General features: G+C 67.2%; 13 protein-coding genes. 7 read left to right on the top strand and 6 right to left on the bottom strand.

Translation table 11 applies throughout. The annotated features are described in order from the left end of the window. The first annotated feature begins 49 nt into the window (after positions 1-49). Positions 50-1588 (top strand): glucose-6-phosphate dehydrogenase, encoded by a 1539-nt coding sequence (gene zwf, locus MGN01_RS12265; RefSeq protein WP_147046898.1) that lies wholly within the window; start codon positions 50-52, stop codon positions 1586-1588. Here the strand turns inward: zwf and MGN01_RS12260 are convergent. Next, positions 1577-2347 (bottom strand): restriction endonuclease, encoded by a 771-nt coding sequence (locus MGN01_RS12260; protein WP_147046918.1) that lies wholly within the window; start codon positions 2345-2347, stop codon positions 1577-1579. The two genes, zwf and MGN01_RS12260, sit on opposite strands and share 12 nt — an antisense overlap. 611 nt (positions 2348-2958) lie before the next feature. Here MGN01_RS12260 and MGN01_RS12255 point away from each other — a divergent pair. Next, positions 2959-5829: a bifunctional acetate--CoA ligase family protein/GNAT family N-acetyltransferase gene (locus tag MGN01_RS12255; protein ID WP_238257742.1), complete on the top strand. Its 2871-nt coding sequence runs from the start codon at positions 2959-2961 to the stop codon at positions 5827-5829. A 38-nt stretch (positions 5830-5867) separates the two neighbouring features. On the opposite strand, the gene MGN01_RS12245 is transcribed toward MGN01_RS12255, so the two are convergent. After that, complete coding sequence (locus tag MGN01_RS12245; protein WP_147046897.1) at positions 5868-6272, bottom strand: tautomerase family protein; 405 nt, start codon at positions 6270-6272, stop codon at positions 5868-5870. Positions 6273-6370: 98 nt separating this feature from the next. Here MGN01_RS12245 and MGN01_RS12240 point away from each other — a divergent pair, with 98 nt between their 5' ends. Beyond that, the gene (locus MGN01_RS12240; protein ID WP_147046896.1) at positions 6371-7222 is read left to right on the top strand and encodes a LysR family transcriptional regulator; all 852 of its coding nucleotides are present in this window, start codon (positions 6371-6373) and stop codon (positions 7220-7222) included. Positions 7223-7551: 329 nt separating this feature from the next. Continuing rightward, complete coding sequence (locus MGN01_RS12235; protein ID WP_147046895.1) at positions 7552-7761, top strand: cold-shock protein; 210 nt, start codon at positions 7552-7554, stop codon at positions 7759-7761. A 143-nt stretch (positions 7762-7904) separates the two neighbouring features. Here the strand turns inward: MGN01_RS12235 and MGN01_RS12230 are convergent, their stop codons facing one another. Beyond that, on the bottom strand, positions 7905-8099 hold the full coding sequence (locus tag MGN01_RS12230) for a hypothetical protein (RefSeq protein ID WP_147046894.1): 195 nt from the start codon (positions 8097-8099) through the stop codon (positions 7905-7907). A gap of 365 nt (positions 8100-8464) precedes the next feature. Between MGN01_RS12230 and MGN01_RS12225 the strand changes: the two genes are divergently transcribed. The 3 genes from MGN01_RS12225 (at position 8465) to MGN01_RS12215 (ending at position 9393) form a co-directional block, all read left to right on the top strand. Next, entirely contained in the window at positions 8465-8674 is a 210-nt protein-coding gene (locus MGN01_RS12225) for a cold-shock protein (RefSeq protein ID WP_147046893.1), read from the top strand. A gap of 115 nt (positions 8675-8789) precedes the next feature. Further along, entirely contained in the window at positions 8790-9158 is a 369-nt protein-coding gene (locus MGN01_RS12220; protein WP_147046892.1) for a DUF6481 family protein, read from the top strand. A 37-nt stretch (positions 9159-9195) separates the two neighbouring features. Next, complete coding sequence (locus MGN01_RS12215; protein WP_147046891.1) at positions 9196-9393, top strand: hypothetical protein; 198 nt, start codon at positions 9196-9198, stop codon at positions 9391-9393. Between the two features lie 85 nt (positions 9394-9478). Here the strand turns inward: MGN01_RS12215 and MGN01_RS12210 are convergent, their stop codons facing one another. The 3 genes from MGN01_RS12210 to MGN01_RS12200 all read right to left on the bottom strand — a co-directional run bounded on the left by MGN01_RS12210 (position 9479) and on the right by MGN01_RS12200 (position 13987). After that, complete coding sequence (locus tag MGN01_RS12210) at positions 9479-10009, bottom strand: Dps family protein (protein WP_147046890.1); 531 nt, start codon at positions 10007-10009, stop codon at positions 9479-9481. A 158-nt stretch (positions 10010-10167) separates the two neighbouring features. After that, complete coding sequence (locus MGN01_RS12205; RefSeq protein ID WP_147046889.1) at positions 10168-12573, bottom strand: PAS domain-containing sensor histidine kinase; 2406 nt, start codon at positions 12571-12573, stop codon at positions 10168-10170. 358 nt (positions 12574-12931) lie between these two features. Next, positions 12932-13987, bottom strand: a complete 1056-nt coding sequence (locus MGN01_RS12200) for an HD-GYP domain-containing protein (RefSeq protein WP_147046888.1) — start codon at positions 13985-13987, stop codon at positions 12932-12934. Positions 13988-14211: the final 224 nt, after the last annotated feature.

Below are 14211 nucleotides of genomic sequence, written 5' to 3'. Positions count from 1 at the left end.
GGTTGGTCCGCCGCTGCAGCGTTGCGGTGCGTCATTCGGAGCGGTTGTGATGGGCGATCAGGTTTCGCCGAAGAAGCGCAGCGCACCTGGCGCTGATCCGGCGCCCCCCTGCACCCTCGTGATCTTCGGAGCAGGCGGCGACCTGACCAAGCGATTGCTGATGCCAGCACTCTACAACCTTTCCGGTGGCGGGCTGCTCTCGAACGATCTCAAGATCATCGGCGTCGATCACAATGAGAAGACCGACGACGGCTGGCGCAAAGAGCTCACCGACACGATGGAGTCTTTCGCCAAGGACAAGTCCGGCGAATTCCATACTGACCACATCGACGAAGCCCAATGGAGCTTCATCCGCGACCGGCTGCATTTCGTGCAGGGCGATTTTGAGAAGGAAGAAACTTATAAGGCGCTCGGCGAGCACTTGCGGGGCAACGCGGTCTTCTATCTTGCCGTCGCCGCTCGGTTCTTTGGATCGATCGTCGACGGGCTCGGCAAGGCCGGTCTTCTGAAGCAGGGCGACGACAGCTTTCGTCGCGTCGTGATTGAGAAGCCCTTCGGCCACGACCTGGCCTCGGCGCAGGCGCTGAACGCGCGCATCCTGAAACAAGCGGATGAGAGTCAATTCTACCGGATCGACCACTTCCTTGGGAAAGAGACGGTGCAGTCAATGATGGCGATCCGCTTCGCCAACGGCATCTTCGAGCCGTTGTGGCGTCGCGAATACGTCGACCATGTCCAGATCACCGCGGCCGAGACGGTCGGCGTCGAACAGCGCGGCTCCTTCTACGAGCCCACCGGCGCGCTGCGCGATATGGTGCCGAACCACATGTTCCAGTTGCTCTGTATGGTGGCGATGGAGCCGCCGAACTCGTTTGATGCCGAGGCGGTCAGGACGGAGAAAGCGAAGCTCGCCGAGGCGGTTAAGCCGATCCAGCCCGACCACGCGGTGCGCGGCCAGTACACGGCAGGCGTCGAGTTCGGAAAGGACGTCCCGGCCTATCGCAACGAGCCGAACGTTGACCCAAACTCGAATACCGAAACCTATACCGCCCTGAAGCTCGAGATCGAGAACTGGCGCTGGGCGGGCGTGCCGTTTTACGTGCGCACTGGCAAGCGGTTGACCGGGCGCCTCACCGAGATCGCGATCCATTTCAAGCCGGCGCCCTACCGCCTGTTTCGCGGCACGCCGGTAGAAGACGTCGCGCAGAACGTGATGCGTATCCGCATCGCCCCCGAGCCCGGTGAGACCACCGAGATCAACGTCAAGGCGCCGGGCCCGCAGATGCGGCTCGGGCGCGTCGAGAATGCGTTCCAGTACAAAGACTTCTTCGACGAAACGCCGAATGTCGGCTACGAGACCCTGCTCTACGACTGCATGATCGGCGACGCGACGCTGTTCCAGCGTGCGGACAACATCGAGGCCGGGTGGGCTGCGGTCGATCCGTTGCTGAAGGCCTGGAAGGATGCCCCGGTGGAATTTTATCCTGCTGGCAGTGATGGGCCGAAAGGGGCCGACGAGCTGCTGGCGCGAGACAGGCGCGCCTGGCTCCCGCTGCCCGGAGATTCTCGAGGAAAATCAGGCGGGTAGGCGTCGGTTCGCAGACCGCATCGGACGCAGTTCTGCAAGATCATCATGGTGCAGAAGCTGAACGCCGGTGGTCGCGGCGAGCTTGCGCGCGGCGGGGGTGAAGCCAGCGTTGGAGACCACAGCCGCCATATCGGCAGACCAGTGGCGGGCTGCGGCCGCTACTTCCTGCACGGCGGCGTTGCCAACGGGCTTTCCGTAGCGCTTGCATTGGATGACGAGGCGGGTGCCGGCGTTTTCGGCGATAACATCGGCGCCCTGGTCTCCGCTGGCCTGGGTGGGGCGGGCGTGCCAGCCGGCCTGGGTGAGGAGGCCGGCGCAGAAGCGCTCGTAAGCTATTCCATCTTCAGGCATATCCGTCTCATCGGGCAGGCGGACGGAGGCAGCCGCCGCCTCGACGATCGCGATCATCTGGTCCCAGCGTGGATCCAAGTAATCGGAGAAGCCGCGCTGCTCTAGAATGGGTAGGACCGTGCGCTCGATGAAGTATTCGCGCTCGCGTAGCCAGCCGTCCTCGACGGTATTGCCGTAGGCGTCCACGAAGCATTCCTGGCGGCGGCGGAGCGCGAGGATACGAGCGTGGCGACGCGCGACGCGGCGCACGAGCGAACGGAATCGGCGTGGCCGATCAAGGCGATAGAGCAGGATGGCCGCGAGCCCGGCACCGGTCGCGACGAGCGCCGGTCGGCCATAGACGAGCGCCGCCGCGCCTCCAGCAACGAAGGTCCAGAACAGATGCGTGACCGTCTTGGCGGCGGACATGGAATGGACGTGGGCTGTGTTGGTATTCGCAGGGCCGAGCAAGAGCTTGAGGAGCATGTCAGGATCCGCTTGCCAGGCGGCTAACGGCGACCGGGCGATGAGGAGCCGCGCGACGTCGAGCGGCGACGATCAGCGCAGACGAACCGAAAAACCCTAGTTTCATCAGTCGGATGGCGTGCGGGGCGTTGGCCCTGCCACCTCATCAAAGACCTGTGGATGGCTCCGCCCTCTCCACATCATGACCCCGGGCGCTGCCGATCGACGGTCGTCAAAGTATTCGATCTAGAACGATACTGTGTATGACTGGAGGTTTATTGGGGCCGTGCGCAGCGCCAACGCCGAGGCGGGGCGCTCCGCGCGAGTACCATCTGTCCAAGTCACTACGGAAAAACGGCTTTCGCCAATCATTCCGCCTCGCCACCACGCGCTCGGCCTCTCGTCCGCCTCGCACAGATACTTGCGCCACAGCACCTCTCATCATCCCGCCAACGGGTGCGGGTGTTCAAAACACCGGAAAGGCTGATACTCCTCGGGCATCCCTTTTCCCCTGGTTCCGGTGCGGCCGTCGTGCTCACAGGGATCATGTTCCGCGCGAGCATCCGAGCCAGCTCATGAGCACTTACGGGTTCGCCGCGATGTTGGCGCCGGGCAGTGTGGCGATCGTCGGGGCGGGCGAGCGTGACGGTTCGGTTGGCCGGGCCGTGATCGACTCGCTGCGGGCCGGCGGGTTCGAGGGTGCGATCCGGCCGGTCAATCCGGGCTACGAGACGATCGACGGCCTGCCCTGTTTCCCCAACCTCGCCAGCCTCCCCGAGGTGCCGGACCTCGTGCTGATCGCGACCCCGCCGGAGACGGTGCCCGGCATCGTCGCCGAGGCGGGGCGTTGCGGGGTCGCGGCGGCGGCCGTGCTGTCGGCGCATCTCGGCCGGGGGGAGGGGGCGCCGATCGGCGCGGCGCGGCGGGCGGCGCGGGAGCACAGCCTGCGGCTGCTCGGACCGGACAGCATCGGCGTGGCCGTGCCGGGGCGCAAGCTCAACGCGTCGCTGCTCGCGCATCCGCCCCTGGCCGGCGATCTGGCGCTGGTCACGCAATCCGGCACCGTGGCCTCGGCCATCGCGGCCTGGGCGCATCGCCGCGAGGTCGGCTTTTCGGCGATCCTCACGGTCGGCCGCTCCGCCGATGTCGACGTGGCCGACGCGCTCGATCATTTCGCGGCGGATCTCCAGACGCGGGCGATCCTGCTGTCGCTCCACCGCATCGAGGATGCCCGAAAATTCCTCTCCGCTGCCCGAGCCGCCGCGCGCGTCAAACCCGTGATGGTGCTGCGCACCGGCCGGCACGAGGCGCTGGAGGAGTCGCCGCAAACCCACACCGGCGCACTCGCCCGGCCGGATGCGGTCTACGAGGCAGCCTTCCGCCGGGCCGGCCTGCTCTCGGTCGATACGCTGGACGAGATGTTCTCCGCCGCCGAGACCCTGCGCCGGCAGCGGCTGTTCTCAGGCCGCCGGCTGATGATCGTCGCCAACGGACGCGGCATCGGCGCGCTCGCGGCCGACAGGCTGGCCGAGCGCGGCGGCGAGGCGGCCGATTGCGCGGAGGCCACCCTGGAGGCCCTCGCGGAGGTCCGCCACGGCTCCTCGAAGAACCCGATCGATCTCGGCGTCGATGCCGAGGCGCACGAATACGCCACCGCGCTCAAACCCCTGCTCGCCGCCCGCGAGAACGATGCGCTGCTCGCCATCCACGTTCCCACCGCTCGGGCCCGCGCCCGCGAGACGGCGGAGGCCATCGCCGCCGCAGTGACGGCGGTGAGGCCGGATGGCGGACGCCGGAAGCCGGTCTTCGCGGTCTCGGTGGGCGAGAGCCCGGCAGCGGCGGCGGTCTATGCCAAGGCGGGCATCCCGCTCTTTCCCACCGATGCGGATGCGGTCGACGGGTTCCTGCACGCCGTGCGCTACCGCGAGGCGCAGGACGACCTGATGCGCACCCCGGCCTCGCTGCCGCAGGACTTCAGGCCGGATGTGGAGACGGCCCGCGCCATCGTCGAGGCGGCGCTGGCCGACGGCCAGAGCTGGCTCGATCCGCTCTCGGTGAAGCGGCTGCTCGGCACCTACGACATCCCGATGCAGCCCTGCCTGCTGGCGCCCGATGGCGAGCTCGCCGCGGAGGCGGCCTGGCCGATGATCGCGCAGGGCCAGCCCGTGGCGCTCAAGCTCGTCTCGCCAGACATCGTGCACAAGTCGGATGTCGGCGGCGTGCGCCTCGCCCTGACCTCGGAGGCCGATGTGCGCGAGGCGGCCACCCGCATGATCGCCAGGGTGCGCGCGCAGCAGCCCGAGGCGCGCATCACCGGCTTCGCCGTGCAGGCCATGGTACCGCGCGGCACCCGGCGCGAACTCATCGTCGGCCTCGCCGAGGACCCGACCTTCGGCCCCGTCGTGGTCTTCGGCCGCGGCGGCACCGCCGTCGAGGTGATCGACGACCGGGCGCTGGGCCTGCCGCCCCTCGACCTGCGTCTCGCCGCCGACCAGATCGCCCGCACCCGCGTCGCCCGGCGTCTCGCCGCCTATCGCGACGTGCCGGCAGCCGATGTCGATGCCATTGCCCTGGTGCTGGTCAAGCTCTCCCAGATCGCCATCGACCTGCCGGAGGTGCGCGAGCTCGACATCAACCCCCTCCTGGCCGATGCCGACGGCGTGCTCGGCGTCGACGGGAGGGTGCGCGTCGCCCCCTACCGCCTCCGTCATTCCGCGGCTGCGACGCAGAACCGGGACGCGCGGGCGCGCGCCGCAGGCGTGCCATCCACGACGGCCGACACCGTCAGCCCATCCTCCACGGCGACCGAGGAAGCCGCGACCGCGTCTCCCGCGTCACGGGGGGATGACGCGTTCTCCCCTCCGGTGGGCCCCGGAGTGACGGAGGGAGAGCCAGCTCGCATCCGCGCCACCCACGCCCACCTCGCCATCCGCCCCTATCCTGTCGAGTGGGAGCGAGTGATGACCCTCAAGGGCCGTCCCATCCAGGTGCGCCCGGTGCGCCCCGAGGACGAGGGCATGTTCGCGGCCTTCTTCGCCGAGATCGACCCGGAGGACGTGCGCCTGCGCTTCTTCACGCCGATGAAGCACTTCAGCCACGCCTTCCTCGCCCGGCTGACCCAGCTCGACTACGCCCGCGCCATCGCCTTCGTCGCCATCGATGCCAACACCGAACAGATGCTCGGCGCGGTGCGGGTTCATGCCGATGCCAACCACGAGAGTGGCGAGTTCGGCATCCTGGTCCGCTCGGACATCAAGGGCGTGGGGCTGGGCTACGCGCTGATGCGGCTGATGCTGGACTGGGCGCGCGCCGAGGGCATCGGGCGAGTCGAGGGGCTGGTGCTGGCGGAGAACAAGGCGATGCTGGCAGTGTGCCGGCGGTTGGGGTTCGAGGCGAAGGCGGATCTCGACGATCCGAGCGTGATGAAGGTGACGTTGGCGCTGTAGGGGAAGGGCTACCGCCAGGTAGTCCTTGTCGGATGGCGCTATCCGGGGTTCGCAACCGCCCAACGGCCGTTCTGAGTGCGGCCACCGTAGCCGTAAGCGTCGCCATCGACGGCGTGCACGTAAACGTAGCACTCCTCATGCAGCGGGCCGATCAGCTCTCCCATCCCCGCGAAGGCGGCTTGAACGAAAGACGTGGTCTCGGCCTTCGTGTTGGTCCCGGCCGTGATCTTGATATCCAGCCAGAACGCCGACAGCCCGGCATCTGTCGGTCGCTCGCCCGCGATGAACCAACTCTGCGGATCAGCCTCTTCGACGAGCACGGCCGTGACGTTCGGGTCCTTGCCGAGCCTCTCGGCTCCAAGCCTCGTGGCCAACCGGGCGATATCGGACCTGAGATCGTCTCTTGGCGAGGCCGTGACGTAGCGGACGGTAATCATGGGCATCGAAACCTCCTGGCATGAGTTGCGGCGGGAGATCTCGCATTGGTCCGAGCAATGTGTAACGCTATGAGATGCACTTCTCATCATAGCGTATTCGTATCATGCTCGATCTCGCTTCAGTTCGCCTGTTCATTCTTGCCGTGGAGTTCGGCAATCTGACGCGCGCGGCAGAGGCTGCAGGCACGGTACAGCCTGTGGTCAGCGCCCGCCTCAAAGGCCTGGAAACGGCCCTTGGCCGTAAGCTCCTCGATCGCACGCCTCGCTACGTTCGGCCGACCGATGATGGCGTCGCGTTTCTCACCAAGGCGCGTGCGCTGATGGCGGCGCACGACGAGGCCGCACGGTTCGATGACGAGCCGACGATGCGGCTCGCGATCGGAGCCAGCGATCACGCGCTCGGAACGGGACTGGAGCACGTCATCCGCCACGTTCGGGCGGCACTCCCATCGAGCAGCGCGATCGAACTTCGCAGCGGGACGTCCCAGCACGTTCGCGCCTCCTTCGACGACGGTGAACTCGACGCCGTCATCATCCGGCGTGAGGCGGGCGGAGCGGATGGCGAGGTGCTCGGCACGGATCCTCTTGGTTGGCGATCGGGAGACGAGAGCGCCGTCACGCTGGGGCACGCCGTCCCGCTGGTCACGCTCGGTCCGACCTGTGGCGTGAGAGCCGTTGCGATCAAGCGCCTCGATGCAGCCAACCGACCGTGGCGGGAAGCCTTTGTCGGAGGGGGTTGCACGGCGCTTCTGGCTGCCGTGAGAGCAGGGCTCGGCATCGCGCCGATGGGTGCCATTGCCTCAGGCCACATGAGCGATGTCGGATCGCGCTTCGGCCTTCCCGACCTCCCGCCGTCAGAGATCGTGATGTTCGCGCGCACCGGCTCCCCGGCGGCGAGCGCCGCCGCACGAGCACTCGAAGTCGCGGTCCAAACGATGCTGCGGTCGCGCGCCTGAGACGCAAGGATCGCGGTCCTGTTTCACAAGCCTCGACCCGGAGTGCCGGTATGAGCAGGCTGCGAGGGAATACCCTCACCATCGGGCGATGACGGGAGCGCGTCTTCGCGGCCTCCGCTCGGCGTCGTCCCAGATGCGGTAGGGGTTGGCCGCCTTGCCATCCCGCCCCCCGACCCCATGTCCTCTTGATCGATCTGTGGCCGGACTTTCCGGGTCGTGACTCCTTCGCAGGGCGGCCCCGTCGTTTCCACCCCTATCGGTATCTCCGGCCCTTCGCGTCCGCGCGGAGTGCTCTCCACTCGACAAGCCTGCGAAGACCAAGGACTGACATGGCGACCGGCACTGTAAAGTGGTTCAACGAGACGAAGGGCTTCGGCTTCATCCAGCCGGATGACGGCGGGCAGGACGTGTTCGTGCACATCTCCGCCGTCGAGCGCGCCGGCATGCGCAACCTCATCGAGGGCCAGAAGATCTCGTTCGAGCTCGAGACGGACAAGCGCTCCGGCAAGAAGGCCGCGGGCCAACTCCAGGCCGCCTGAGGCGCCTGAGCCGGGCCGTTCGATGCCCGGCCGGACATGAGAAAGCCGCTCCCACGGGAGCGGCTTTTTTCGTTCGCGTCGGTTCTGTGCGCGACGGGACGCGCAGCGGCCCGAACCCTTCCCCGTCGAGGGAGAGGACGTGCTCAGGTCTCGGACTCGCTGGTCTCCTCGGCCTTCGGCGCAGCGGGCCTGTTGTCGCGGCGGAAGCGGGACGGGGTGGCGCGGCGCGTCTCGCCCTTCTCGATCTCGCCGGTGGCCGCAGCCACCTTTTTCGCGCGGGCGTTGAACTCGGCCATCGAGAGGCCGGGGGTGCGCCCGCTGGAGCTGTTATGTGCCATGCGATGTCCTCTGAGCGGCTTGCCGCGGCGGCGCGGCACGCGAGGATGAGGGGCGGCATGAGCTGCCGGCCCCGTGGTTGCCCAAGGCACCGAATTGCGCAGAGGGTACCGGTATATAACACGCCCGGGCCGGCGAAGTGCCGATTAATTCTGGAGCCGGTTTCGCTCAATTTTCCGGCCACCCTTGCCGCGAAGGCGAGAAAGGTTTACTTAAGCGGCATCGATCTAAGCCCGGATTTTGGGCCGTGACGCCTTCGCAGGGCGGTTCGGAATTTCTCGTCTTCTATCGGTATCGAAGGGTTCACCGCTGCAAAGCGGTTGAACGACTATGCATAATTACCTGCGAAGTGACAGGAACGAGATTTATGGCTACCGGCACCGTCAAGTGGTTCAACGAGACCAAGGGCTACGGCTTCATCCAGCCGGATGACAATTCCAAGGACGTTTTCGTGCACATCTCCGCCGTGGAGCGCGCTGGCTTCCGCAACCTCGTCGAGGGCCAGAAGATCTCCTACGAGCTGGAGACCGACCGTCGCTCCGGCAAGGAATCGGCTGGCAATCTCCAGGCCGCCTGAGCCCGCCTCGACCACCGTGTCTGAAGCCGCTCCCTCCGGGGCGGCTTCTTCGTTTGTCCAACCGCATCGTATCCAGGCCGGGCCATCGGGGCCGCGGTCGCAGCTAGGACCCTACGTGAGCTTCATCAACCAGAACGCCCTCGACGACCGTCTCTCCGCCCAGCAGAAGGCCCGCGCGGCCATGGTGGAGCGCTTCCGCCAGCGCCCCAGTGCCGACGATCCGGCCGTGATCGCCCGCAGCGCCGAGCGCAAGGCCATCGCCGAGGCCCGTGCCGCCCGCGCGGAGGAGCGCGAGCTCGCCCGCATCGCCGAGGAAGAGCGCAAGGCTGCCGAGGCCGAGGCTGCCCGCCTGGCCGAGGTCGCCCGCAAGGCCGCCGAGCTCGAGGCCGCCGCCGAGCGCGCCCGCGCTCAGCAGGCCGCCCAGAAGGCCGAGCGCGATGCGCGCTACGCGGCCCGCAAGGCCAAGATCAAGCTGCGCCGCTGAGCGCGGCGCACCGACCCTACGAGACCAGGAGGACGTCATGTCCCACAAGTTCAAGCTCGGCCAGCAGGTGAAGCGCCTCGGGCCGATCCCCAGCAACGACAAGACCGGCTTCGGCGAGATCGCCGAGGTCGTCCGCCTGATGCCGGCCGACGCCTCGGGCGAGGTCTCCTATCGCATCCGCTCCGGCGCCGCCGAGCGTGCCGTGCGCGAGGACGAGATCGAAGCGGCGGCCTGATCCCGCTCCTCGGCCCCGCCGCACGAAAAAACCCCGCATCCTGCGATGCGGGGTTTTTCGTGTTCTGCCGTGAGGCAGAGGTGGCTCAGTGGCCACCCTCGCTGGCGTCGCGCGTCGACTCGTAGAGGAACCAGGTGCGCTCCTCGGACTGGTCGATCCACTCCTCCAGCAGGCTGGTCGTGGAGACGTCGTTGGCCTCGTCGGTGATCGCGTGCAGCTCACGCATGTTGGCGGTGAGGTTGCGGTTGTCGTCCCGCAGCTCCTTGAGCATGTCGAGCGGCGAGACATAGTCGGCGTTGTTGTCCGGCACCCGCTTCAGCTTCTCGGCCTGGCCGAGGGAGCGCAGCGTCGTGCCGCCGATCTTGCGGGCGCGCTCGCCCACAGCGTCGATGATCGCGAAGATCTGCTGGCTCTGCTCGTCGAGCAGCAGGTGATAGTCGCGGAAATTCGGGCCGCTGACGTGCCAGTGGAAGTTCTTCGTCTTGATGTAGAGCGCGAACAGGTCCGACAGCAGGACCGTGAGGCCCTCGGCGATCTTCTTGGTATCCGCCGGATCGAGATCGGTCGGCGTGTTGAGGCGGTCGCTGGCGACGCGCAGGGGCTTGGCCTTGGCCATGAAACGAACTCCGTTCGGTTGCCGTGAAGGGCTGTGCAACGCCCGCTCGTCCCGGAGCGTAGCGCTTCATGCCCGATGAATGAGCGGCAGTACCGATGGTTCCCCTCTGCATGGCCGGGCTGCACGAAATGGGCAGCTTAGACCAATTCTAACGGATCTCAGCCGGCTGCGGCGGCCCTGCCGTCCGGCCGTTGCGTGGCGCCGGAAGCGAGGCGGAGCGAGTCGAGCGTAGCCTCGGCACCGGGCCGTGTGAGCGCGGCGAGGCGCTCCGGCGTCGGAGCCGGCAGGCGCACCATGACGATCGTGCCGACGCCGATATCGGAGCGGATGCGCAGGCTCCCGCCATGCAGTTCCGCCGTCGAGCGGGCGATGGCGAGGCCGAGACCCGAGCCGCGATGGCTGCGGGTGAGGTTGTTCTCGACCTGCTCGAAGGGCTTGCCGATCTTGTCGAGCGCGCTCTTCGGAATGCCGATCCCGCTATCCTCGACGAAGAGGTGGATGAAGGTGCCGCAACTGCGTCCCCGCACCAGGACACGCCCGCCGGACGGCGTGAACTTCACCGCGTTCTGCAGCACGTTGCCGAGGATCTGGATCAGCGCGCGCTCGTCGGCGAGCAGACGCAGGTTCGGCTGCATCTCGACGCGCAGGGCGACGCCCTTGGATTGGGCGGCGAGCTCGACCAGCTTGACGGCATCGCGCACGGCATTCACGGCGGCGATCTCGCGGCGGTCCAGGCTGACGCGCTTGGCCTCGATACGGGCCATATGGAGGATGTCGTCGATGACGGAGAGCAGGTAGGTGCCGCTCTCCTGGATGTCCTGGCAATAGCCGACGTAGCGGGCATCGCCGAGGCGGCCATAGACCTCGTTCTCCATGAGGTCTGCGAAGCCCATGATGGCATTGAGCGGCGTCCGCAGCTCGTGGCTCATATTGGCGAGGAATTCCGACTTCGCCTGGTTGGCGATTTCGGCCTTGGCCTTCTGGTCGAGGTGCTGCTCGGCGAGTTCGGCGAGCTGGTGGGTCTGGATTTCGAGGGCGCGGCGGGACCGCTTGAGATCCTTCACCGTGGCGAGGAGCTCGCGCTCGGAGACGACGAGCTTTTCCTGCTGACGTTTCAGCCCCGTGATGTCGGTGCCGACCGAGACGTAGCCACCGTCCTTGGTGCGTCGCTCCGAGACCTGGAGCCAGCGCCCGTCTGTCAGCTCTACCTCAAGCGTGCGTGCGGAGAATGCATGATCCTGGGGGCTGACGCGGCCGATATCGGGCACTTCCCGGCGCACCGGCGGCAGCACGCCGCGGCCCATGATGTCCGCGTAGCGTCGGCCCGGCTGAGCATCCTCCGCCGAGAGTGCGTGCAGGTCCCGGAATTTCGAGTTGCACAGGACGAGGCGATTGGCGTCGTCCCAGAGCACAAAGGCCTCGGAGATCGCCTCGACCGCATCGCGCAGGCGCATGTCGGCGGTGGCGTTGGATTCGGCGAGGCGGCGCTGCTCGGTGACGTCGACGGCGATGCCGACGAGGTGGCGGCTGCCGTCGGCCTCGTCGTGGACGATTTCGGCGCGGGTGCGCAGCCAGATCCAGTCGCCGGAGGCGCCGCGCATGCGGAACTCGTGGTCGATGGTCGAATCGGTGGCGGCGAGCTGGCGGGCGAGGCTGTAGAGGTCGCCGTCGTCGGGATGCACCAGATCGTTGACATCGCCGAAGGAGAGCAGGCCCTTCTCGGCCGGGTAGCCGAGCATGGCGTACATCGAATCCGACCAGAAGATCTCGCCGCGCGGGATGTCCCAGTCCCACAGGCCGCAACGGCCGCGTCCGAGAGCGGTGTCGAGCCGGCGGCGGACCTCCTCGCAAACCCGGTCGGAGGCGCGCGCGCGGCGGCTCTGGAGCGTGTAGGCGGTGCCGATGCCGGCCACGACCAGCGTGGTCGCACCGAACAATACGGCCAGCGTGCAGAGCCGCTCCCACCATGCCGCCGTCACGTGAGCGACGGGGCGGATCACCGCGACCTGCCCGGAATTATTGGGCAGGCTGTGAACGGCGGCGATCACCTCGGCGCCGTCGGCAAGCCGCATGATCATCGCACCGGCGGACTCGGCGAGCGCGCCGATGGCTTGGTCGGGCCCAAGCACGGCGGTCAGGGTCGATGGCAGGCGGATCGGAGCCGGATAAGCGGCGACGATCCGGTCGTCTCGACCCGCGACGAAGACCTGACGGCCCCCCTGCGCGCCGGCAGGCATCAGCGCATGGAGGCGGTCCTGTGCCGAGGTGCGAGCGGCGTCACCGACCAGGTTGCTCTCGCCGAAGGCCGCGGCGGTCAGCCGTGCCAAGCCCTCGATCTCGACATGGGCCGTGCGCACGGCCTCGGCGTGCTGCAGGCGAAGGTGCAGGGTGATGACGGCGAGCAGGCAGAGCAGGAAGCCCGCCAGCATGCCCGGCACGGCGATGCGCAGCCAGGTCTCGGCCCGCTCCATCCGCTCATCGGCTGCGCTGCGCTGTCGCCGGATCCCAAGGATCGTATCGGCGCGCACGCGCGCGGCCAGGGAAGCGGAAACCGCCTCCGGCATGTGGACCCCCACTCTGTCACTGGAACGCTCCGGGGCGGTCACTCACGCTCGCCTCGAATCGTATTCACATTGAGCACTTACGGGGGCGTTTTGTCCACGAATTTTATCAGCGAAATTGTTGACTCTTTAACGATGTTGCGACTCGGTCGAGTCTGTCGGACGATCAAGAAAAGAAAAATGACAGAGTAGTTTAGATGGTGAGACTCACTCGCCGGCCGCAAGCTTCGCCCATGCACCGGCGCGCTTTTGGAAAGTCCATCCCAGAAATCCGGGGTGCGCGCGGAATTTTGCGGTGGACGGCTTCGGTTGCGCGCCGCCTCACAGCCGTTTCGATGCCCGCGCGCCCGTTCGGCGGAAATCAGCGCTTGAAGACGGCCTGCTCGAAGGCAGCCAGCAGATCGCCGTCGAGCTTGCCCTTCATGTCGCGCAGCACCTGCAGAGCGTCGGCAGGCTTCATCGGCTCGCGATAGGGCCGGCGCTCGATCAGCGCCGCGTAGATGTCGCAGATCGTCACGAGTCGGACCCGGTCGCTGATCTCGGACCCGCGCAGCCCGTCCGGGTAGCCCGAGCCATCGAGCATCTCGTGATGGTGGCGCACGACGTCGAGGGTTGCCGCGTCGAAGCCGGTGGCCTGTTCGAGGATCTCGTAACCAACAGCAGCGTGCGAGCGCATGACGCGCAACTCGTTCTCGTCGAGGCGACCCGGCTTGTTCAGGATCGCCAGCGGGATCCTCGCCTTGCCGATGTCGTGGATCAGCGCCGCACTCACCAGATGCTGCCGATCCGCCTCCGAGAAGCCGAGATGCAGCGCGAGCGCTGCCGTCAGGCCCGCCACCAGCAGGCAATGCTGGTAGGTGGCATCGTCGAAGCTCCAGACGAGGTCGAGCCAGCGGATCAGACCGCCCGCCGCGACTGCCGTCAGGATCGGGTGGACGCCCGCCTCGAAGGCCTCGGTGTCGAGCGTCTCGTTGGCGCGCGCGGCATCGAGCAGGGTGTTCAGCGCGCGCCCGGCGCGACCGACCGCCCGTGTCACGGTGAGGTCGATCATGTCCTGGCGGGGAGAGGTCTGCGCGAGGAAGGTCTGGGCGACAACGTGGGGCGAGGTTCGCGGCAGCAGGCAGATATCGGCGCCCATCGCCTTGGCGTCGGCAAAGCTGCGTGCACTGCGGCTGCGCATCAGCACGAGCAGGGGAGCGTCGCCCGGCTCGACCGCTTCCCGCAGCCTGCGCACCGTCTGCCTCGTCCGCGAGCGAACGATATCCACGTCCGCGATGATGCCGGCGAGCGGTGCCGACCCTGTCCAGGGCTCGTCCATGCCCAGGACGTGGCAGGCCATGGCTGGCTCCAGCGCGGCCGCGATCCCCGCGCTGCGATCGGCCCGGTCCGTCAGGAGAAGAGCGACAGGATCCTGCATCACGCGATCCGAAGCGAACGACTCAACGATTGCATGGCCAGACGTCGGGGCCAGCAAGCACGCCCACGGACTTACGCAGCGCAAGTTAATTTATATTTTCCGTTCGCACTTTTCTGATCGGTCCGCTGGTTGGCGGACGGTCTGGGCTACAGCGAAGAAATATACAAACATATACGTGACAGCACAGTGGCTAGTCGCTTTTTTCAGATCATGACTTGATCATC

Source organism: Methylobacterium gnaphalii, from assembly GCF_007992215.1.
GTDB lineage: Bacteria > Pseudomonadota > Alphaproteobacteria > Rhizobiales > Beijerinckiaceae > Methylobacterium > Methylobacterium gnaphalii.
This window is presented reverse-complemented; position numbering and strand designations above follow the sequence as displayed.